The following is a 19,765-nucleotide window of genomic DNA, read 5'->3' as shown; positions in this document are numbered from 1 at the left end:
AAAATCGAAGGAGGAGGATAGAATTGGTAGTACTTTACATTTCGAACGAATTTGTAAACCTTGCCATTGCTGTCTAAAAAACCATTGTTCATTTTCATCAAACTCGTACCCGCTGCAATGATATATATGGGGAGCCGTTCCTAGAAGCGCACCATATTCATTACTTATCCAAAGGTGGGGAAGACTCTATTAATAAATTTAGTGACCTGTCTCCTAATTGCCATAGAAATTATTTGTCAATAAAATTGTGATTTCATTTACAGTTTTTAAGCAATAAATGTTGGCTTTTCCTTCTTTGAAAAATATAGTTTCTAACAAACGTTTGGATATTAATGTGCAGCTTTTCCTTCAACTTTTTTTACACTGATTACAATCTCTCTTGCACGTTCAAATGTAAGTCCTGAGACTTGCTTGCTTACTTGTGTTTTCCTTTTGCGTGGAGCCATTAAAAAAACCTTCCTTCATTGTTATTTTAGAACAAAAAGAAAGGTTGAATTAACAATTTGATAAAAACTCGGTTATGGTTTCACATTGAAGAATAAGGTCATTTATTTAGTGATTAGCATACATTCTAATTTTTCACTGTTGAATGGTTACTTTTCATCAAATCAGCTAGGAATAAGGCTTAAGGGCATATAACCTCGGGATTTTTCATGTTATAAATTTGCTAATCGTACCGTATCTCTCGCAATCATAACTTCTTCATTCGTTGGAATCACGATCACTTTTACAGGTGAATGCGGATAGCTAATAAATGCTTCTTTGCCTCTGATTTTGTTTAAATCCGGATCTACGTAGACTCCCATAAACTGCAGACCTGCTAAAACTTTCTCGCGAATGACGTCACTGTTTTCACCTATTCCCGCTGTGAAAATGATCGCGTCTACTCCATTCATTCGTGCGGCATATGATCCAATATATTTATGAATTCTGCTCGCAAATACATCCAACGCTAGCTGAGCTCGTGGATTTCCTTGAGAAGCTTCTACTTCAATATCACGTAAATCACTAGAGAAACCGGAAACCCCTAACATGCCCGACTTTTTATTCAAAACGTCTAACACTTCTTCTGCACTTTTGTCTGTTTTCTCCATGATAAACGGAATAAGTGCTGGGTCTAGGTTTCCAGATCTTGTTCCCATAGTTACACCTGCTAACGGTGTAAAGCCCATAGATGTATCAATCGATTGACCACCGTCAATTGCCGCGATACTAGCTCCATTTCCAAGGTGACAGGAAATTAATCGGATCGATTCAATTGGACGATTTAGTAATTCAGCTGCTCTGCCTGAAACATATTTATGGGAGGTACCATGAAATCCATATTTTCGTATTCCATATTTCTTGTAGTAATCATATGGGATCGAGTACAAAAACGAGCTTTCAGGCATCGTTTGATGGAACGCGGTATCAAATACTGCTACTGCTGGCACTTGTGGAAGTGCTTTTTGAAATTCCTTAATTCCTGTTATATTGGCAGGGTTATGTAAAGGTGCTAGGTCGGATAGTTTTTCAAAGTGAGCGATTGCTTCTTCCGTAATTAATACCGAATCGCTAAAGTCTTCTCCACCATGAACTAATCTATGTCCGATACCATCAATGTCATCCAATGATGAAACCGCCTTTTGTTCAATAAGCATATGTAAAAGAATTTTCACGGCATCTTGATGGTTTTGAATAGATTGAATGAGTTCTATTTTTTCTCCATTTGTCGTCATCGAGAAGATTGGATCTTTTAAGCCAATGCGTTCGATTAATCCTTTTGCAATGACCTCTTCTTCAGGCATTTGAAGTAGTTGGAATTTCAATGATGAACTTCCAGCATTAATTGCTATAATTTTGACCATAAAAAAACGCCCCTTTTCCACTGTTACGGTAATTGTACAGTGGAAAAAAGGGACGGGCAACTATCTACTAGTGTTTTCTTTATGCCATATGTTCACTTTTTTAAAAAACAAGGACATTGCTTCTTTGTTAGACATATTAGGTACTTTGGCTAAAAGGACTTCTTTCGGTTGTTTTAAGTCGGCCGATTTTTTTTGAATCACAAGAAGACTTTTTGCATGTGCTTCATTTTTAAACAAATTCGTCGGCAATTGAATGACGGCTTGCATCCATGCATATTTAGAGAAATAAGTGTGTAGCTCTTTTGCTTGATTAGATTCGAAAATACCTTGAGGGACTAACAAAACGAGATATCCACCATCTACAGTGTGACGAATAGACTGTTCAATCATTAAATGATGAGCAAAAGACATGCCTTCCTTTGCCTTTAATTCATAACTAGAAGCAGTTTTTTCATCTGGATAGTATCCAACAGGCAAATCACTAACAACAATATCTACCGGGTCAATCATCAATGGTTGTAGGGCATCTTGTCGATATAACGTAACTGGATGTTGCAATAAATCACCAGTTGAAGCTGAAAGACGGATCAGCATGTCATCAATTTCTACTGCAGATGAAATTGCTTTTCCTTGCAAAAAGTTTAGAACCGTAAATAACAGATTCCCCGTTCCAGCTGCTGGATCTAAAATAGATACTTGCTCTTTGTTTTTCGTTAATAAATCCACAAAGTACCCAACGAGTAATCCAAGTGAATCAGGTGTCATTTGATGATGAGGCTGAACATGTTCCTTCATGCCTTTTAAAATGGCTAGTTGAATTGCTTTTCGAATATCCTCTTTTTCAATTTGATTCACTTCGGGTGAGATGTCTCCATCTAACCATAGTTCTGTTGTTTCTAATACACCTTCGATATAAGTGATATTTTCATCACTTTGCATTTGTTTCGCATGTGTATCTATAAACGTAAATAATTGTTCCAATGAACTGTTCATATATAACTCCTTATAAAATGTGATTGTTACTTTCATGCAAATGGGAAACCCACTCAAATTTCTCGAGTGGGTTTCTTCGCATTAGTTTGTAAGAGATTTAACAGCTTCGATTGCTTTTTCATAATTTGGGTGTTCAGTCGCTTCAGATACATACTCTACATACGTAACTTTATCATTTGTATCGACTACGAAAATGGCACGAGTAAGTAAACGTAATTCTTGAATCGCTACTCCATAAGCTTCACCAAATGATAAATCTCGATGATCAGAAAGTGTTTGTACTGCGTCAATTCCAGCAGCTGCACACCAACGTTTTTGCGCAAATGGTAGATCATTAGAAATCGTTAAAATCACAACGTTCTCTCCAAGTTCAGAAGCACTCTCATTAAATTTGCGCGTTTGTGCATCACATGTACCAGTATCTAATGAAGGCACCACACTGATTAAACGTACTTTGCCTTTTGAATCTTCCAGAGTAACTGGGCTTAGATCGTTTGCTAAAACAGTGAAATTCGGCGCACTATCTCCAATTTTCACTTCAGTTCCGATAAGTGTTATGGGTTCGTGTTTAAATGTAACTTGTACCAAGATAACGCCTCCCTTTTTTCTATCTTACTAAATCGAGTTTGTTTCTGGCAACTCAGTCGACCTTTCAGTAGTAATCACTCTTCGGAAAGTTTTCTTTTCAAACGCTTGTTCATGGATCACCATTGTGTCCGCAATAAAATCGTGAACGCCTTGTTTGTTTGGAGTAAAACCAATTAGCCAGTATAATGGCCAGATTGTTGCTGAAAAGAAACGACCAATCCATTCTCTAAATAGTATAGTAGAAAAAGAAAGCTTATCCTGTTTACTAGAAATCACTCGTATGCCGAAAATCATTTTCCCTACCGTTTGTTTTAAGAACAAAGTCATTAAGACAAAATATAAATAGAAAATGAGACTCGTGATGATTCCAATTGGTGCATACCAAGTTGTCCCTTGTAAATCCCATTCAAAAATACGGAATAGTGGGTAGACAAATATACTTGTTATGGATGAAATCACAATTAAATCAATTAAGTAAGCCCAAAAACGAGTCCAAAAACCTGCTGGCTTTGGAACAAATCGATCATACATTTCAAATTGTGCAGGATCTTTTTGAACTGGAGAAGTGGATGTATGTTCATTTGAAATAATTGTTTCTTGAGATTCGTTCATAGTGTCACCCTCCTTACTTCTCACCGTAAATGTACATCATTCTTGGTGCGTGGTAATCTGAAAGCAATTTACCAATCAATTGATTTTCAATGTTGCCTCCAAATAATGACTGTGCTTTTAATGAGAATAAGCTGGCTAAATCTTGGGAATAACCATATTCAATCACTTGCGCGTTCGATAAATCAAAATCTGTTCTCACTGCAGCGATCACATCTTCTAAATAACCAGTCTCATCCGCTAAACCTGCTTCAATAGCTTGACGACCATTCATAATTCGACCATCAGCAACAGCTTTCACTTCTGCTTCCGTCATGCCTCTACCGTCTTCGATAATGTCGACAAATGACTCATACGAATCATTGATCATTTCTTGTAGCATCGCACGTTCATCCTCAGTCATATCACGAGTTGGACTCATAATATCTTTGTAAGGACCCGTTTTAATAGTTACAAAATCAATGCCATATTTTTCAGCAAGATCTCCGTAGTTGATACTTTCCATAATGACACCAATCGATCCTGTAAGTGTTTCTTTATTCACAAAGATCTTATCTGCTGGAGCTGATATGTAATATCCTCCTGAAGCTGCCATACTTCCCATTGAAACATAGAATGGTACACCGACTTCTTCTTGAATCTCCACAATCTTATCGTAAATTTGAGCAGATTCTACAACTCCACCACCAGGTGAATTAACTTGCAAAACAACTGCTTTCACTGTTTCATCTTCTTTAATCATTTGAAGTTGATTCATAAAAAACTGATGATCGTAACCCACAGCTCCAAACAATGAATTAGCACTTCCTGTATCTTGAATAACGCCATCCACTGTTAAAACAGCAATTTTTTCGTCCATATTACCTTCTTCTAAAATCGTTTCCGTAAATTCTGATTCTGGCATAGCTAGCATCTCTTCAAAACTGCTCGACCAATCATTGCTAAAAGCAAGTGACGCCATATTGACGACTAGTGAAATTCCTAGTAAGAGTGCAGCCGCACCTAATGCAATCCAACGTTTTGTGTTCATAAATCTCTTTCCTCCTTAGTTTCTACAATAAGTTATACGAATATCGTGTCGAAATGTTTCAGAACATGCTAAAATAACGACAAGAATTCTTTAAAAGGGGCCCAAATACATGTCTGAACGTAAACATATATTTATTTATTCAAAACACGATGAGGCTTCTTTAGCCAATAAAAAAACACTTTCTGATACCATACACAAATTTGGATTTTCGGTTGTTGAAGATGAAAATGATGCCAACATTATTGTGAGTTTGGGTGGAGATGGGGCGTTTTTACAAGCTGTTCGAAAAACTGGTTTTAGACAGGATTGTTTATACGCAGGTATTTCCACAACGGGTACTCTGGGTATGTATTGCGATTTTCACTTTAACGACTTAGAAAACATGATTCGTGATGTTCAAAATGCGGAAATAGAAGTACGTCGCTATCCTATCTTACAAGTATTTGTGGATGAGAATCCAGCTTTTTATTGTTTAAATGAATTCAGTATTCGTTCAAATATTACAAAGACTTTCGTTTTAGATGTCCATATTGATGATTTACATTTTGAAACGTTCCGAGGAGACGGTATGATTATTGCGACTCCGACTGGTAGTACTGCATACAATAAGTCAGTAAATGGAGCTGTAGTGGATCCGTTACTTCCTTGTATACAAGTATCTGAGCTGGCTTCTGTTAATAGTAATAAATTTAGAACGTTAGGATCTTCTTTCATATTAAGCGGTCAACGAAGCTTAACATTAAAACTACAGCAAAACGGAAATGTGTTCCCAACAATGGGTATGGATAATGAATCGCTGAGCATTCAACATGTAGATGCGGTAAAAATTCAACTTAGTGATTTAGTCGTAAAAACGGTTAAATTAAAGAATAATTCTTTCTGGGAAAAAGTAAAAAGAACCTATCTATAAATTAAAAGCAGACGAGAATCATTTCTCGCCTGCTTTATTTCTAGTTGTTCATGTTTTTTGTCTTCGAGTTCTTGCTTCTAGAACCTTAGAAACAGTAAAGAGAATTAATGCAAACCATATGAACGAAAATGAAATCATATCAATTAAAGCAAATGATTCTCCATATATAATGACACCTAAAATTAACATACAAGTTGGAGCAATATATTGTAAGAAACCAATCATATATAATGGAATATTTTGTGCACCTTTTGTAAATAACAGTAAAGGTATAGCTGTTGCTGCGCCAGTTAATAGTAATAAGAAATCAGTTTGGATCGTGTCATGAAATAAAACTGCTTTTCCAGTCATAAATAAATACACATAAAAGATGATAGCAAAGGGCAATACAAACATGGTTTCAATCGTCAGCCCTCTTAGTGCATCCAATTTGATCGTCTTTTTCATTAATCCATATAAACCAAAGCTAAGGGCTAGTGCGAAAGCTAACCACGGAAATCTTCCATAAGAAACCGTCAAAATTAAGACACCGATTGCCGCTATGAAAAAGGCAGCTAGCTGGGCTTTCGTCAATCTTTCTTTTAAAAAGAAAATGCCTAATAATACTGAAACCAATGGATTTATGTAATAACCTAAACTTGTTTCAACCATATGACTTGAATTTACTGCCCAAATATATAAAAACCAATTTGCTGTTATTAAAAAGGAAGCACTGAACAAACTCCAAAATGCTTTTTTATTTCTCCACAACGCAATTAAATCATTTCGAAGTGTTGAAAGATTCCCCATTAAAATTACGATAATAAGCGTGAACAAACATGCCCATAGTACACGACTAGTTAATATTTCAGCACTCGGTACATGTTGCAACGTTTTCCAATATATCGGTAGAACTCCCCATACGATATAAGCACCTGCTGCCCATATAATGCCTTTTTGACTTTCTGACAAGATTCCACCCCATTCCTTTTGACTCTCGAAATAATAAATTTATTATAGAGTCCTTTTTAAGGAATGTAAATTTAATAAATTATTCTCATAAAACATTTCTACGAAATGTGGGTTGCGGAACTGGAAATATTAGCTTCTCATTATAAAAACATTTTTGGCTAAAATAATGTTTATCTACGTATTCTAAAGAAAAAGACCGGTAGCAGAAGCTACCGGCCCTTAATACCATTATTTTGAGTAGCCGTTTAATGATTGCTCTGCCATTTGCACTAAACGCTTAGTAATTTCTCCGCCAACGGATCCGTTAGCACGCGCTGTAGCATCTGGTCCAAGCTGTACGCCAAACTCTTGAGCAATTTCATATTTCATTTGATCTAAAGCTTGTTTCACACCCGGAACTACTAATTGATTTGAACTTTGATTTGCCATGTGTGTCACCTCCTTGTGAAGATAGAATGTGCGATTCGCTCATTTTCATGCACACATGGAAAATAGTAATTCATGGAATTACAGTAAATCGGAAAACTTGTCGGTCTTTTTAATCGGATAAACACATATTTCACGATTGGTAACAGCTTTTTCAAGCATTTCATCAAAAGATTTAAAGCTCTCATAAAACTCAACTTTTTCTAATTTTGGTTTTGTTTTTGGACTGGCGGGTGTAAAGATGGTACAGCAATCTTCGTATGGACGAATAGACACTTCATAAGTATCGATTTCTTGAGCAATTGTGATGATATCTTGTTTATCAAATGCTATTAAAGGTCTTAATATTGGTGTATTAGTTACGGCGTTAATGGCCGTTAAACTTTCTAACGTTTGACTAGCCACTTGACCTAAACTTTCTCCTGTAATAATAGCCAACGCACCCGTTTCTTCTCTCACTCGGTCTGCAATCTTAAGCATCATTCTTCGTGTAGTGGTCATTGACACATTTTCAGGAATTTGTTTTTGAATTTCTTCTTGGATTTCTGTAAAAGGAATGATATGTAACTTTACAGATGCACCAAAACGACTTAATTTTTCAGCTAAATCCATGACCTTCTCTTTTGAACGATCACTTGTATAAGGAGGACTATGGAAGTGGATTGCATCAAGTCTAACACCACGTTTTAACATTTGATAACCAGCAACTGGACTATCGATTCCACCGGATAACATCAAAATCGATTTACCATTAGAACCAATCGGTAATCCGCCAGCTCCTTGGATGACCTCGGCTGTCATATATGCACCTTCACGTCTAATTTCTACACGAAGTTCGATATCTGGTTTCTTCATTTGAACTTTAATTTCAGGGAAATTGCGCAATACATGTGATCCCACCAAAAGCTGTAATTCATTGGTTTCTAAAGGGAATGGTTTATAGGAACGTTTAACCGTTACCTTAAATGTCTTGCCTTCACGCTCAATTGCTTGAACAACACGCACAGCTGTATCTTTAATATCTTCTAAGTCCAAACTACAAGATGCAACAGGACTAAACGATTGGATCCCAAATATATGTGGCAAGCGACTCAAAACTTCCTTCATCGTTTCATCCTCATTAGGTCGAATAAACATACGATCACGTTCAGTAATAATTTCCATTTTAGGTAAATCTGCAAACGCATAGCGGATATTATCTCGAAGTCTCCCAGTAAATGAATTTCTATTGCGACCTTTTGTTGATAGTTCACCATAACGTATTAATATTTCTTTCCAATTCATTGTGTATTATTCTCCTTTTAACTGCTTCATTATTTCTTTAAAATGATATTTAAAATCTTGAATTTGTTGATCCTCCATGCCATAACCAAAACTGATTCGAAGTACACCTTTTTTATAGTCATCTGCAATTTTTAATGCTTCAATCACATGACTAGTTTTTACTTGTCGAGAAGAGCATGCACTGGATGTTGAAACAATGATCCCTCTAGTTTGAAGTGCATTTATTAATACTTCACCTTTTATATTTTTCACACTGAAGGACAAAATATGAACAGCGCCATCAGAAGGAGAAATAATTTTAATGGATGGGAATTCACTTAAAAACTCTCTAAGTTCAGTGGACCATTTTCCATATTGCGAATGAGCATGTCCAAGGTTCTCGGATGTCAGTCTCATGGCTTTGGCTAATGAAACTGCTTGAGGAACAGCAACTGTTCCACTTCGTAAGCCATACTCTTGTCCACCACCAACTAATACAGGAAAAAAGGTTAACTCAGGTCTCCAAGCAACAATCCCCGTACCTTTAAGTCCATTTATTTTGTGTCCTGAAAGAGATAAAACATCAACTCCCAAAGAGTTAAAATCTACAGAATATTTACCAAAGCTTTGAATTGCATCTACATGAAAAATCGCCCGACTGTTTTTCTTCACATGCTCAGCTAATTCTGCGATTGGTTGAATTGAGCCAATTTCGTTGTTGATATGCATAACACTTACAAGTACAGTATCTTTTCTTAGTTTCTTACGTAAATCTTCTATTGATACAATTCCATCTTTATTCACTTCTAAGTAGTCGATTTCAAAGCCTTCATTTTCTAATTGCTTAACTGATTCTAGGACAGATGGATGTTCAATTTTCGAAGTAATAATATGTGAACCTCGACTTTTTAATCCTTTTGCTATTCCTGTTATGGAAAAGTGATTAGATTCAGTACCTCCAGAAGTGAAAATAACTTTATGATTTTCCGTGCCTAACATCGTTGCGATTTGTGAACGCGCTCTTTCCAATAAAGCATTCGCTTCTACACCCATTTCATGAATAGAAGCTGGGTTCCCATAATAGTTCTCGTTCACCTTTATAAAAGTATCAAGCACTTCTTTGCGTGGCTTGGTAGTGGCGCTATGATCCATATAATTCAACTGCACTCTTCCTTTCGAAAAGAAAACCACCCACAAGAATCTTGTGTGGTGGTTAATGATGCTCCTATTATGAACGCCAAGCATCTTCTTTGACAAGTACTTCGATTCGTTTCATTGCACCAGGTTCCACTTCTTCCACTGCTGTAGCGGCTTCCTCAAGCGCTTTCGTGTATCGTAGTTGTCTAAATGCTGCTTCAGCCTCAAGTAAACGTTGATTCATTTGAGGATGGCTCGCTCTATATCGATTTCCATACTGAATAATACGTTCAATTAATAGTACATTTTCTAGCATTTCTTTGGATTTCTCATGAACTTCATGTATACATTTATCAGCTTTTGTTAAGTAGGAATCCACTAATTTCATGTTCAATGGTACTTCCTGCAAGCTTTGCATAACAAGGTAAATATGTTCCTCAGCTTCTTCCAAACGTACATCCATCTCTTCAGGAATTCCAGGCATATTTGCTTTATGTAACATTCGGTCAGTTTCATGCAATAAGCGCTTTAATTCATCAAGCTTGGTACGAGCACGATTTTCATCAATTCGAAGATTTTTCAAACTGTTCGCAAACTCATCTTGCTCATCATACAGATTTTCTAAATTGATAGCGATTTGTGTTAATTCGTCTTGTAAAATGGAATATGCTAGTTGATCTTCGCTCGCTCTTTGAGAAAGTAAATCATATCGTTTTTGTAAAGATTCAATTTGTTTTAAACAAACTTGTGGAATCTCTGCTTCTTTTTCAGGAATACGGTAACTTTGTTGAACATAAGCGGCTTCATCATTTGTTTGTCTTGTGATAGTTGTCACTTCTGCTAAACGAAGTTCGGTTGATTGACGATTTTGGTCGACAAAACGTTTCGCCATTACTTCTTTTTCAAGTAAATCGTAAAATGTTTCAATTTCATCCTTAATTTCATGCACTCGTGGTATCACATGAGTAAGTTCTAGTTGAATAATTGATTCTTTTAGGGATAATAATTCTTCTTCTAATTTATTCAATTGCTCTGTCATCTCAAGATGCTCTAAATAATATGATTGCTCTTCCATCTCACGTTGACCACTTCGAAGGTCATGGATATTAGAAGGAATCTTATTTTGAATTTCAGTTAATAAGGAAGGAATGTCGTGCAAAATACTGAACACTCTTTCACCTTCTTGACAAAGAGCTATCACAATTTCACGTGCTTGCAGATAATTCCCTGAACCGGTTAGTTGATCATATTCATCAAATAATGGCACAAACTCTTCTAATTTCTTTTCTAATGGGCCAGCTGCTGCACCAAAAGAATGCTGATGCGCTAATAATGTTTTCCGAGCCGATCTATATTGTTCTTTTAATTGGTCAATTTCGATACGATTTTTTTCTTCACTACCAATTAAAGATTCCAGTTCGATTAAAATTTGTGACATCTGTTGATCACATTCTTTTATCCGTTGACTAATTTCTTTTTCAATAGCAGATGCACGTTTAAATCTAAACTTATCGATTGATTCTTCAGCATCGAACAATAAGGCGTCAATTTTAGGCATATGTATGTCCATAACTTCAGTCCAACTATTTCTCCAACTCTCAAACATTTCTTCTGTTTGACCATTCATGTTCAATTGCTTTACTTTCGTCATTTCTTCTAAGATTGGTTTATTTTGAATTTGATGTTTTTCATGCTCCAAACGCTCTATTTCAGCATTATGTTTTCGTCGAAAAGAAAATCCAACGATAATCAGTGCTATTAGTACGATGATTGCAATAATGATATAATCCATCGTAAGCCCCCTGTTCCAAAATCACGGTCTATGCCATTTTATACATGTAATCTTACCATGAATAAAGCAAATTTGCTGACGAAATTACAAGAATTTTGCTGAAATATATAAAAAATTCGGTTCTTTTTACTTGGAGGTGTCCTTTTTTGAAAATTGACGGTCATATACACAGCCCTTTTTGTCCTCACGGCTCTTCAGATTCCTTTGAAAAATATATTGAGAAAGCAATTAGTAATCGTTTCACTCATATTACTTTCACTGAACATGCTCCAGCACCAAAAGGGTTTATCGACACGGTTCCTGAACAAGACAGCTTTATGAAAATGGAGTTTTTAGATCCTTACATTACTGAATTACAAAAGCTGAAAATGAAATATTCTTCTGAAATTCAAATTAATATAGGTCTAGAAGTCGATTACATACAAGGATTTGAAGTGGAAACAAAAAATTTCTTAAATAAAGTTGGACCCCACTTGAATGACTCCATTTTATCTGTGCATTTTCTTTTACATCAAAAGAAATATGAATGTATTGATTACTCGGTTGAACATTTCAATAATTATGTTCGTAAGGTTGGTTCATTAAAAACCGTTTACGAAAACTATTACAATACCGTCAGACAATCTATTGTGACTGACCTAGGTTTATATAAACCAACCCGAATTGGCCACCCAACTTTAATTCATAAATTTCAACATGGCCTTCAAGAAAAAATGGATGATCACGATTTAATCATTCGTACACTACAAGATATAAAAATTCATCATTATGAAATCGATGTGAATAGCGCAGGTCTCGCTAAACAATATTGTTTAGAAACATATCCACCTGCACCTTATATTCAATATGCAAAAGAGCAAGGTATTCCACTTGTTTTTGGTTCAGATGCTCATTGTGCTGATGACTTGCACCAATATTACGAAGACGTTTATACTACATTAAAATAACATTTAAAAGAGGTGCACCTATGTTTACAAAAACAGATTATGCAGGAAATAGCGTGGAGCAATACTCCATGTTAGGTAAACAACTCAATGCCTTATTAGAAGGCGAAAAAAATCAAATTGCTAACTTAAGTAATGCATCCGCATTATTAAATCAATTTTTAGACCGCATTAATTGGGTCGGATTTTACTTAATGGAGAACGGTGAACTTGTTTTAGGTCCATTCCAAGGACTACCTGCATGTGTTCGAATTCCTGTAGGTCGTGGAGTCTGTGGTACAACTGTTGCTAAACAAGAAACGATGGTCGTAGCTGACGTACATGCCTTCCCAGGGCATATAGCATGTGACGCAGCATCTCAGTCTGAAATCGTGATTCCGCTAATAAAAAATGGCGAAGTTATTGGTGTACTTGATATCGATAGTCCTGAAAAAAATCGATTCTCAAGTGAAGATCAAGCAGGATTGGAAGGTTTTGTCCAAATATTAATGAAACATATATAAAAGTAAAAGAAAGAGGTGGAAAAATTCACCTCTTTCTTTTTTAGTTTACATTCGTTGTTGGCATTTGCTCTTTGACTTTTATAAAAGCCTGCTTTAAATCGTTAATCAAATCTTCTGGATGTTCTAATCCAACCGAAACTCGAAGTAACGAATGGGTAATGCCCATTTTTTCTCGTTCCATTTCTGGAATCACTGAATGAGTCATGGTCGCGGGATGTTGAATAAGCGTTTCCGCATCTCCCAAACTGACCGCTATTTTTATAAGAGATAGTGAATTCAAAAAGAGCTGTGCTGCTTCTTTTCCACCTCGAATGGTAAAGGAAATTAATCCCCCTCCAGCTTTCATTTGTTTTTTTGCAATGTGATATTGTGGATGTGATTCATCAAAAGGATAATAAATATTTTCAACAAATGGCTCATTTTTTAAATAAGACAATAGTGTTCCTGCATTTTGAGTATGTCGATCCATTCGAACATGCAACGTTTTAAGGCCTCTAATTAATAGCCAAGCATCGAATGGAGAAATGATTCCTCCAACATCCTTTTGAACAGTCATTCGTAATTTCATCATGTCGTCTGCATCATTTCCCACGAGCAAACCAGCGATTACATCTCCATGACCATTTATATATTTCGTTGCACTGTGAAGGACATAATCAGCTCCCATTTCTAATGGGTTTTGTAAAAATGGTGAGGAGAATGTATTATCTACAATGACCTTAATACCATGCTTTTTAGCAACTTTTATAACTAGAGATAAATCAACTATCTCCATTGTTGGATTAATCGGTGTTTCAATATACAAGCAAGCTGTATTTGGTCGAAGGGCTGCTTCTATTTCTTCTTCCGTTTCCATCGCGTGAAAACTATGTGAAATATTGAATTTTTCTTCAAACATTTCGAGCAGTCCAAAGGTACATCCATAAATTCCTCGCGAACACAAAATATGATCACCAGATTTAATAACATGTAACAATACAGCACTTACTGCGGCCATCCCCGACCCAAAGGCAAGTGCTCCTTTCCCACTTTCAAGTTCCATCATCCGTTCTTCTAACAAGCTCACGGTAGGATTGCCTAAACGGGAATAAATATTTCCACTTTCTTCACCTGCAAAACGACGCTCACCTTCCTCTGCACTAGAAAATGCAAAAGTGGATGTTTGGTAGAGAGGAATTGTCAAACTATCATGATGGTTTTTAGAAACATAGCCTTTGTGGATAAGGGAAGTTTCCTTTTTAACTTCTTTGTTATGCATATAAAGCACCCCTTCTTGATGTAAACGCTTTCATTCCATCCTATTCCATTTTACTTGAATCGTTTCTTTTTGCAAAGGTCAATTAATTTATACAAATATAGAACTACTTGTATGGTTGATTTTCATGAATTTTTAAATTGAATTGGTTAAATCTATAAAAAAAAACGTCTCTATAAAGAGACGTTTGAATCAAAAATTCGGAGTTGATTTTTCCCATTATTCTTTGCTTCATATAAAGCCGTATCAGCAGCATGAAAAACATCATGAAATGCTTCTTGCCCTGAATGTTCCCAACTTGCAAGACCTGATGAAATAGTTACTGGTGGGTTTGTCATTTTTGGTACTAAATCTACTAAAGTCAGTCCAAGGTTCTTCCCTTCATCTTCTGTAAAATGAGGTAAAAACACAGCTAATTCTTCGCCACCCCATCGAGCACCTATCCCTTTGCCACCGATTGTTTGATCAAGAAGCTGAGCGATTTGAACCAGAATTTTATCTCCTACCTGGTGTCCGTAAGTATCATTCACTTGTTTAAAGTTATCAATATCGAGCAAAATAAAGACCCCTGAATGATCTTTCTCAATAGACTCTTCTACATACTGATCGAGGTAACTTCTTGCATATAATTTTGTTAAATGATCACGATCCACCATGTCTTGTAGCTGATCTCTTAGTTTAGAGTTTGTAATGGCAAGTGTGCAGTGATGAATAAGTGATTGCATAAGTTTAAAACTATCAAAAGAAAAGAAATATGGCTCTTCATGAAGTACGAAACAGTAACCGAAAATCTCTTGTTGATCTAAAAGTGGAACAGCCATCAAAGAAAGATACGGAACTTTTTCATCAGCGAATTTCGTGAAATCTGCTATAAACAGCGAATCTCTCGACTTTTTGAAATGATGACTAATATGTGAGATATACATTTGTCCAGGTTTGGATGCGATAAACTTTGGACAAGATGTCGTAATATCCATTTCATCATCATTTATAAATACAAAACAAGACTGCATAGGATGAAATGATTTTGTTAGTTGCTTTTGAAGGAAATTTAGCATTTCTTCAAGTTTCAAATTCATATTCAATTTATGGGAAGTTTCATTTATTAATTGTAAATCTGCTATTAATCGATGCGATTGATGGTAAAGCTTTGCATTCTCGAGAGCATTCCCTGATGTATTTGCTAACATGCGAATGAAATCTTTTTGGCGATTAGAGAATAAGTAATCTTCTGGTGTTCTTACTTGCAGAATCCCATAAATTCCTTGTCTCCCTTTTATCGGAGCATTTAATAATCGACAGTCTAAATCACTCGCATTTTCTACTGTGATTTCTCCAGAAACAAAAGCTTCAATCGCTGAGGGCCTTTCAGACAAATAATCAAATAATTTAACCGCAATTTTCATTTGACGATCCTGATCATTCGATAAAACTAAATCTGTTTGAAATGATGGAAATGCACTATTCATCGCTAATAAAACACCTTCTAGGATTCGGTCAATGTCCATGGTAGAATGGAACATTTCCGTAACGTTAAATAATTCTCTATATTGTTTCTCTTTTTGAGCAATAAATATTTGCTTCTTAATGTTAGAGATTAAATAGGAAGAGATAGTAGAAAACTCCTCTACATAATCCGAATTAGAAAAAGAATTCCATCGTTGAGTAGACTTCAATAACATTAATCCTTCGGGAGTGCCTTCACTGCTTTTAAACAACAGTGCCGAATCCATTGAAGGATCCACAGAAGAGTATTCTTTGCTTAAATTTGCTACACATGAAGTAGAGAATGCGTAACTAACTTGTTGCCAAGTTAATGAGTCCATTTTTTTCATAATTGAGTGATTGTAGTTTAAAGGGATAAATCGATCCATATCAAATAACATGAAATGACTTTCTTGGATTCCAAAATATTTCTCTAATAGTTGGTTGAATAAATCAAACCATCCAGTAGCCGGAATATTTTTCATTCCATTTTCATTCCACAAATCAAGCATTTCTGATTTTATATGAACAATTGTTTCACTATGATTTAACATAATATCACCTAATTTTATTAAGAATTTTAAAAATTCCATGAATTACTAACTATTTATTAGTATACATTTAATGTGCCATTTTGACTATTATGAAATGAGATATTTGGAATTTAATTTCAAATATCTATACATTGATTATTTAAGAAGTACCTTGACACTTTGTACTATTCTAGTTACAATGGAGTTTGTGTAAAATAAATGCAGCAGTTGTATGGATTTATATGCTTCATTTTATTCCTCCGACTATTTCGGAAGGGGTATCGCGTAACCCTTGGCTGCGAGGGCGAAGGTACATGAAAATAAAATGACAATAAGTTTGATACATCTGGTCTTATTTTACAACAAAATAAAACCACTTAAAGGAGGAGTCTCTCATGGCTCGTTATACAGGTCCAGCATGGAAACTGTCTCGTCGTCTTGGTTTATCACTAAGCGGCACAGGTAAAGAATTAGAGAAACGCCCTTACGCACCAGGACAACACGGTCCTAACCAACGTAAAAAAATGTCTGAATATGGTTTACAATTACAAGAAAAACAAAAACTTCGTCATATGTATGGTGTAAACGAACGTCAATTCCGTACACTATTTGATAAAGCTGCTAAAATGCCTGGTAAATCAGGTGAGAACTTCATGATTCTTCTTGATACTCGCTTAGATAACATCGTTTACCGTTTAGGTCTTTCACGCACTCGTCGTGGCGCTCGTCAATTAGTTAACCACGGTCACGTTATGGTCGATGGAAAACGCGTTGATATTCCTTCATACCGTCTGAAGCCAGGTCAAGAAATTTCTCTTCGTGAGAAATCTCAAAACCTTGATATCGTAAACGAGTCAATCGAAGTGAACAACTTTGTTCCTGACTACTTAACTTTCGATGCAGACAAAAAAGTTGGTACATTCGTTCGTAACCCAGAACGTAGTGAATTACATGCAGAAATTAACGAAGCATTAATCGTTGAGTACTACTCACGTTAATCATGAAAGAGTCCCTTTTGGGGCTCTTTTTTTGTTTATGCTAAACTTATAAAAACAATTAAAGGAGTTTTATTATGAGACTCATTTCAATTTGCCCGAGTAACACCGAACTTTTAGCTTATTTAGGCTTATGTGATCAACTTGTTGGCTTGGACGATTTTTCGGATTGGCCATCATCGGTACAACATTTACCTAAACTAGGTCCCGATTTATCTATTCGTATGGACGAACTTGAAGCATTGAAACCTGATTTAGTGTTAGCATCATTAAGTGTTCCTGGAATGGAAAAAAATGTGGATGAATTAATTGCACGAGGGATTCCTCACCTTGTCTTGAATCCACAAAGTTTAGAAAATATTGCAGAAGACTTATTAACTGTTGGACATGCGTGCAATCATTCTAAAACTGCTGAATTAGTTGTCGATGAGTACCATGACTTCATAAATGACATGAAAAATCGTGCAGCTACTATCTCTTATTGCCCAGAACTATATTGGGAATGGTGGCCAAAACCGATTTTTACGCCTGGGCAAATAAACTGGTTAACGGAAGTAAGTGAGATTGCTGGCGGTCGCAATGTATTTCGTGATGTGGAGTTAGCAAGTATTCAAACGGATTGGGACGATGTGTTACGGAGAAATCCAGATTATATTTTCTTAGCCTGGGTGGGTGTAGCACAAGCTAAAGTGAATACAAAAGTTATTGAGAAACGCCCTGGTTACGATGGACTTAGTGATAATCAAAAGAAACAACTTTATATTATGGAAGAAGAACTTTATTGTCGCCCCTCCCCTCGCTTACTTGAAGGCGCCTTTAAACTAGCGAATATACTTCACCCAGAAATATACAGTGACTTACGCCTTCCTGCCTGGGTAACGAATGTTAAATAATCGTCTATGGTAACTACCAATGTTGAATTACTATTACTTCTAAATATGAAACTCGAAGAATTCTTCTCTGAATACGCCACTTCGTGACCAACTTCATGTTGGATGCGATGCAAAAAATCAGTATGAAAAAGATGCCAAGAGATATTAGTCTCAAGGCATCTTATTCATTCTACTATTAAACAAATTTCACCATATGATACTTTTTCTTCCCTCGACGTACAATGGCAAATGAATCGTCTAATCGATCAGCAGCACTTATCACATATCCTACATCTGTAATTTTTTCTCCATTAATCGAAATCGCGCCATTCGTTACATCTTCTCTAGCTTGACGTTTTGATGATGAAATCGCACCTTCAACAATAAGGTCAACAATATTTTTATCTTCCTTCGTCAATTCAATAGAAGGAACATCTTTAAATACTTCTTTCATTTCGTTTGCTGATAACGCTTTGATGTCTCCACTAAATAATGCATTTGTAATACGAATTGCATTTTCAAGTGCAGCCTCTCCATGAATCATCTTCGTCATTTCTTCTGCTAAAGCTTTTTGAGCTTTACGAAGATGTGCCTCTTCCGTAACAGTCACTTCAAAAGCTTCGATTTCTTCGCGTGTTAGGAAAGTAAAGATTTTCATGTATCGAATAACATCCGCATCTGCAGTATTCAACCAAAATTGGTAGAATTCATATGGAGACGTCTTCTCAGCATCTAACCAAACGGATCCAGATGCAGATTTCCCGAATTTAGTGCCATCAGCTTTTGTCACAAGTGGAATTGTCATCCCAAATGCTTTCGTCTCTTCTGTATGCGTTTTACGAATCATTTCTAAGCCGGTTGTGATATTACCCCATTGATCTGAGCCACCTACTTGTATTCGACACTGGTGTTCATTGTATAAATGATTGTAATCAATAGCTTGAATTAACATGTAAGAGAATTCCGTAAATGAGATGCCACCTTCTAGACGTGATGCTACCGTATCCTTTGCTAACATGTAGTTAACACCAATATATTTACCATAATCACGTAAAAATTCTATAACGTCCATTGAACCAATCCAGTCACGATTGTTAACTAAGATTGCGCCGTTATCTGAATTAAAATCAAAAATTCGTTCCATTTGTTTTTGTAAGCCTTTTACATTTAAATCGATTTGTTCAGTTGTTTGAAGTTGTCTTTCTTCGCTTCGTCCAGAAGGATCACCAATCATCCCAGTTGCTCCACCGATTAGTAATACTGGTCGATGGCCGTGCATTTGAAAACGACGTAAAGTAAGCAGAGGGACAATATGTCCGATATGCATACTATCAGCTGTCGGATCCACACCACAATATAGTGAAATTGAATCTTTATTCAACAAATCAACCATACCGGTTTCATCTGTTAATTGATAAGCCAACCCTCTCCATTTTAAATCTTCGATTAATGTGTTAGTCATTATAATTCCTCCTCTAAATAAAAAAGTCCCCGCACGATTCATAAAGAATCATGCAGGGACGCTAATTAACATTTTGCGCGGTACCACCCAGCTTGAAGGAAAAAATCCCTTCCGCTTTACAAGCACTTTATCGCTGTGCGTGCGTTATGCTCCAAGCCTGTAATTCACGG

General features: G+C 36.1%; 19 protein-coding genes and 1 other annotated feature (1 of these 20 only partly in view). Of the genes, 6 read left to right on the top strand and 13 right to left on the bottom strand.

Translation table 11 applies throughout. The features are described 5' to 3' along the window. The first annotated feature begins 83 nt into the window (after positions 1–83). Positions 84–251 carry an HNH endonuclease gene (locus ACHUE4_RS05680; protein ID WP_394188474.1) on the top strand — a complete coding sequence of 56 codons (168 nt, stop codon included), beginning with the start codon at positions 84–86 and terminating at the stop codon, positions 249–251. Between the two features lie 405 nt (positions 252–656). On the opposite strand, the gene ACHUE4_RS05675 is transcribed toward ACHUE4_RS05680, so the two are convergent. The 5 genes from ACHUE4_RS05675 to sppA all read right to left on the bottom strand — a co-directional run bounded on the left by ACHUE4_RS05675 (position 657) and on the right by sppA (position 5,067). Further along, a complete protein-coding gene (locus ACHUE4_RS05675) occupies positions 657–1,847 on the bottom strand; it encodes an acetate kinase (RefSeq protein ID WP_394188406.1) in 1,191 nt (396 codons plus the stop codon). Positions 1,848–1,907: 60 nt separating this feature from the next. After that, the gene (locus ACHUE4_RS05670; RefSeq protein ID WP_394188405.1) at positions 1,908–2,840 is read right to left on the bottom strand and encodes a class I SAM-dependent methyltransferase; all 933 of its coding nucleotides are present in this window, start codon (positions 2,838–2,840) and stop codon (positions 1,908–1,910) included. 81 nt (positions 2,841–2,921) lie between these two features. After that, entirely contained in the window at positions 2,922–3,428 is a 507-nt protein-coding gene (gene tpx / locus ACHUE4_RS05665) for a thiol peroxidase (RefSeq protein WP_394188404.1), read from the bottom strand. A 27-nt stretch (positions 3,429–3,455) separates the two neighbouring features. Further along, positions 3,456–4,040, bottom strand: coding sequence for an RDD family protein (locus tag ACHUE4_RS05660; RefSeq protein WP_394188403.1), 585 nt, complete (start codon positions 4,038–4,040; stop codon positions 3,456–3,458). Between the two features lie 13 nt (positions 4,041–4,053). Then, positions 4,054–5,067 carry a signal peptide peptidase SppA gene (gene sppA / locus ACHUE4_RS05655; RefSeq protein WP_394188402.1) on the bottom strand — a complete coding sequence of 338 codons (1,014 nt, stop codon included), beginning with the start codon at positions 5,065–5,067 and terminating at the stop codon, positions 4,054–4,056. Positions 5,068–5,176: 109 nt separating this feature from the next. Here sppA and ACHUE4_RS05650 point away from each other — a divergent pair, with 109 nt between their 5' ends. Next, complete coding sequence (locus tag ACHUE4_RS05650) at positions 5,177–5,977, top strand: NAD kinase (protein WP_394188401.1); 801 nt, start codon at positions 5,177–5,179, stop codon at positions 5,975–5,977. A gap of 48 nt (positions 5,978–6,025) precedes the next feature. On the opposite strand, the gene rarD is transcribed toward ACHUE4_RS05650, so the two are convergent. From rarD to ezrA, 5 genes are all read right to left on the bottom strand, one after another. Continuing rightward, the gene (rarD, locus tag ACHUE4_RS05645; RefSeq protein WP_394188400.1) at positions 6,026–6,928 is read right to left on the bottom strand and encodes an EamA family transporter RarD; all 903 of its coding nucleotides are present in this window, start codon (positions 6,926–6,928) and stop codon (positions 6,026–6,028) included. Positions 6,929–7,156: 228 nt separating this feature from the next. Beyond that, on the bottom strand, positions 7,157–7,357 hold the full coding sequence (locus ACHUE4_RS05640; protein ID WP_394188399.1) for a small, acid-soluble spore protein, alpha/beta type: 201 nt from the start codon (positions 7,355–7,357) through the stop codon (positions 7,157–7,159). Positions 7,358–7,435: 78 nt separating this feature from the next. Next, a complete protein-coding gene (thiI, locus tag ACHUE4_RS05635) occupies positions 7,436–8,638 on the bottom strand; it encodes a tRNA uracil 4-sulfurtransferase ThiI (protein ID WP_394188398.1) in 1,203 nt (400 codons plus the stop codon). 6 nt (positions 8,639–8,644) lie between these two features. After that, a complete protein-coding gene (locus ACHUE4_RS05630) occupies positions 8,645–9,778 on the bottom strand; it encodes a cysteine desulfurase family protein (RefSeq protein ID WP_394188397.1) in 1,134 nt (377 codons plus the stop codon). Between the two features lie 67 nt (positions 9,779–9,845). Further along, a complete protein-coding gene (gene ezrA, locus ACHUE4_RS05625) occupies positions 9,846–11,546 on the bottom strand; it encodes a septation ring formation regulator EzrA (protein ID WP_394188396.1) in 1,701 nt (566 codons plus the stop codon). A gap of 146 nt (positions 11,547–11,692) precedes the next feature. Between ezrA and hisJ the strand changes: the two genes are divergently transcribed. After that, entirely contained in the window at positions 11,693–12,493 is an 801-nt protein-coding gene (gene hisJ, locus ACHUE4_RS05620) for a histidinol-phosphatase HisJ (protein WP_394188395.1), read from the top strand. 20 nt (positions 12,494–12,513) lie between these two features. Further along, positions 12,514–12,993, top strand: coding sequence for a GAF domain-containing protein (locus ACHUE4_RS05615; protein ID WP_394188394.1), 480 nt, complete (start codon positions 12,514–12,516; stop codon positions 12,991–12,993). A gap of 40 nt (positions 12,994–13,033) precedes the next feature. On the opposite strand, the gene megL is transcribed toward ACHUE4_RS05615, so the two are convergent. Further along, positions 13,034–14,251 (bottom strand): methionine gamma-lyase, encoded by a 1,218-nt coding sequence (gene megL / locus ACHUE4_RS05610; RefSeq protein ID WP_394188393.1) that lies wholly within the window; start codon positions 14,249–14,251, stop codon positions 13,034–13,036. Positions 14,252–14,421: 170 nt separating this feature from the next. Further along, positions 14,422–16,287 (bottom strand): sensor domain-containing diguanylate cyclase, encoded by a 1,866-nt coding sequence (locus ACHUE4_RS05605; RefSeq protein WP_394188392.1) that lies wholly within the window; start codon positions 16,285–16,287, stop codon positions 14,422–14,424. Positions 16,288–16,661: 374 nt separating this feature from the next. On the opposite strand from ACHUE4_RS05605, the gene rpsD reads away from it, so the two are divergent. Then, on the top strand, positions 16,662–17,264 hold the full coding sequence (rpsD, locus tag ACHUE4_RS05600; protein WP_394188391.1) for a 30S ribosomal protein S4: 603 nt from the start codon (positions 16,662–16,664) through the stop codon (positions 17,262–17,264). Positions 17,265–17,338: 74 nt separating this feature from the next. Next, positions 17,339–18,154, top strand: coding sequence for a cobalamin-binding protein (locus tag ACHUE4_RS05595; RefSeq protein ID WP_394188390.1), 816 nt, complete (start codon positions 17,339–17,341; stop codon positions 18,152–18,154). Between the two features lie 175 nt (positions 18,155–18,329). Here ACHUE4_RS05595 and tyrS read toward each other — a convergent pair whose 3' ends face one another. Next, entirely contained in the window at positions 18,330–19,595 is a 1,266-nt protein-coding gene (gene tyrS, locus ACHUE4_RS05590) for a tyrosine--tRNA ligase (protein ID WP_394188389.1), read from the bottom strand. A gap of 51 nt (positions 19,596–19,646) precedes the next feature. Beyond that, positions 19,647–19,765, bottom strand: a binding site (T-box leader); it runs 83 nt beyond the window's last position.

The organism is Paenisporosarcina quisquiliarum, from assembly GCF_043641925.1.
GTDB lineage: Bacteria > Bacillota > Bacilli > Bacillales_A > Planococcaceae > Paenisporosarcina > Paenisporosarcina quisquiliarum_A.
This window is presented reverse-complemented; position numbering and strand designations above follow the sequence as displayed.

Excerpts from the sequence above, each read along its gene's own strand:
- ACHUE4_RS05640 (WP_394188399.1), bottom strand. The coding sequence starts at position 7,357 with ATGGCAAATCAAAGTTCAAATCAATTAGTAGTTCCGGGTGTGAAACAA.
- ACHUE4_RS05675 (WP_394188406.1), bottom strand. The coding sequence starts at position 1,847 with ATGGTCAAAATTATAGCAATTAATGCTGGAAGTTCATCATTGAAATTC.
- ACHUE4_RS05615 (WP_394188394.1), top strand. The coding sequence starts at position 12,514 with ATGTTTACAAAAACAGATTATGCAGGAAATAGCGTGGAGCAATACTCC.
- rpsD (WP_394188391.1), top strand. The coding sequence starts at position 16,662 with ATGGCTCGTTATACAGGTCCAGCATGGAAACTGTCTCGTCGTCTTGGT.
- ACHUE4_RS05595 (WP_394188390.1), top strand. The coding sequence starts at position 17,339 with ATGAGACTCATTTCAATTTGCCCGAGTAACACCGAACTTTTAGCTTAT.
- sppA (WP_394188402.1), bottom strand. The coding sequence starts at position 5,067 with ATGAACACAAAACGTTGGATTGCATTAGGTGCGGCTGCACTCTTACTA.
- thiI (WP_394188398.1), bottom strand. The coding sequence starts at position 8,638 with ATGAATTGGAAAGAAATATTAATACGTTATGGTGAACTATCAACAAAA.
- megL (WP_394188393.1), bottom strand. The coding sequence starts at position 14,251 with ATGCATAACAAAGAAGTTAAAAAGGAAACTTCCCTTATCCACAAAGGC.
- ezrA (WP_394188396.1), bottom strand. The coding sequence starts at position 11,546 with ATGGATTATATCATTATTGCAATCATCGTACTAATAGCACTGATTATC.
- ACHUE4_RS05605 (WP_394188392.1), bottom strand. The coding sequence starts at position 16,287 with ATGTTAAATCATAGTGAAACAATTGTTCATATAAAATCAGAAATGCTT.
- ACHUE4_RS05650 (WP_394188401.1), top strand. The coding sequence starts at position 5,177 with ATGTCTGAACGTAAACATATATTTATTTATTCAAAACACGATGAGGCT.
- ACHUE4_RS05670 (WP_394188405.1), bottom strand. The coding sequence starts at position 2,840 with ATGAACAGTTCATTGGAACAATTATTTACGTTTATAGATACACATGCG.
- ACHUE4_RS05660 (WP_394188403.1), bottom strand. The coding sequence starts at position 4,040 with ATGAACGAATCTCAAGAAACAATTATTTCAAATGAACATACATCCACT.
- tyrS (WP_394188389.1), bottom strand. The coding sequence starts at position 19,595 with ATGACTAACACATTAATCGAAGATTTAAAATGGAGAGGGTTGGCTTAT.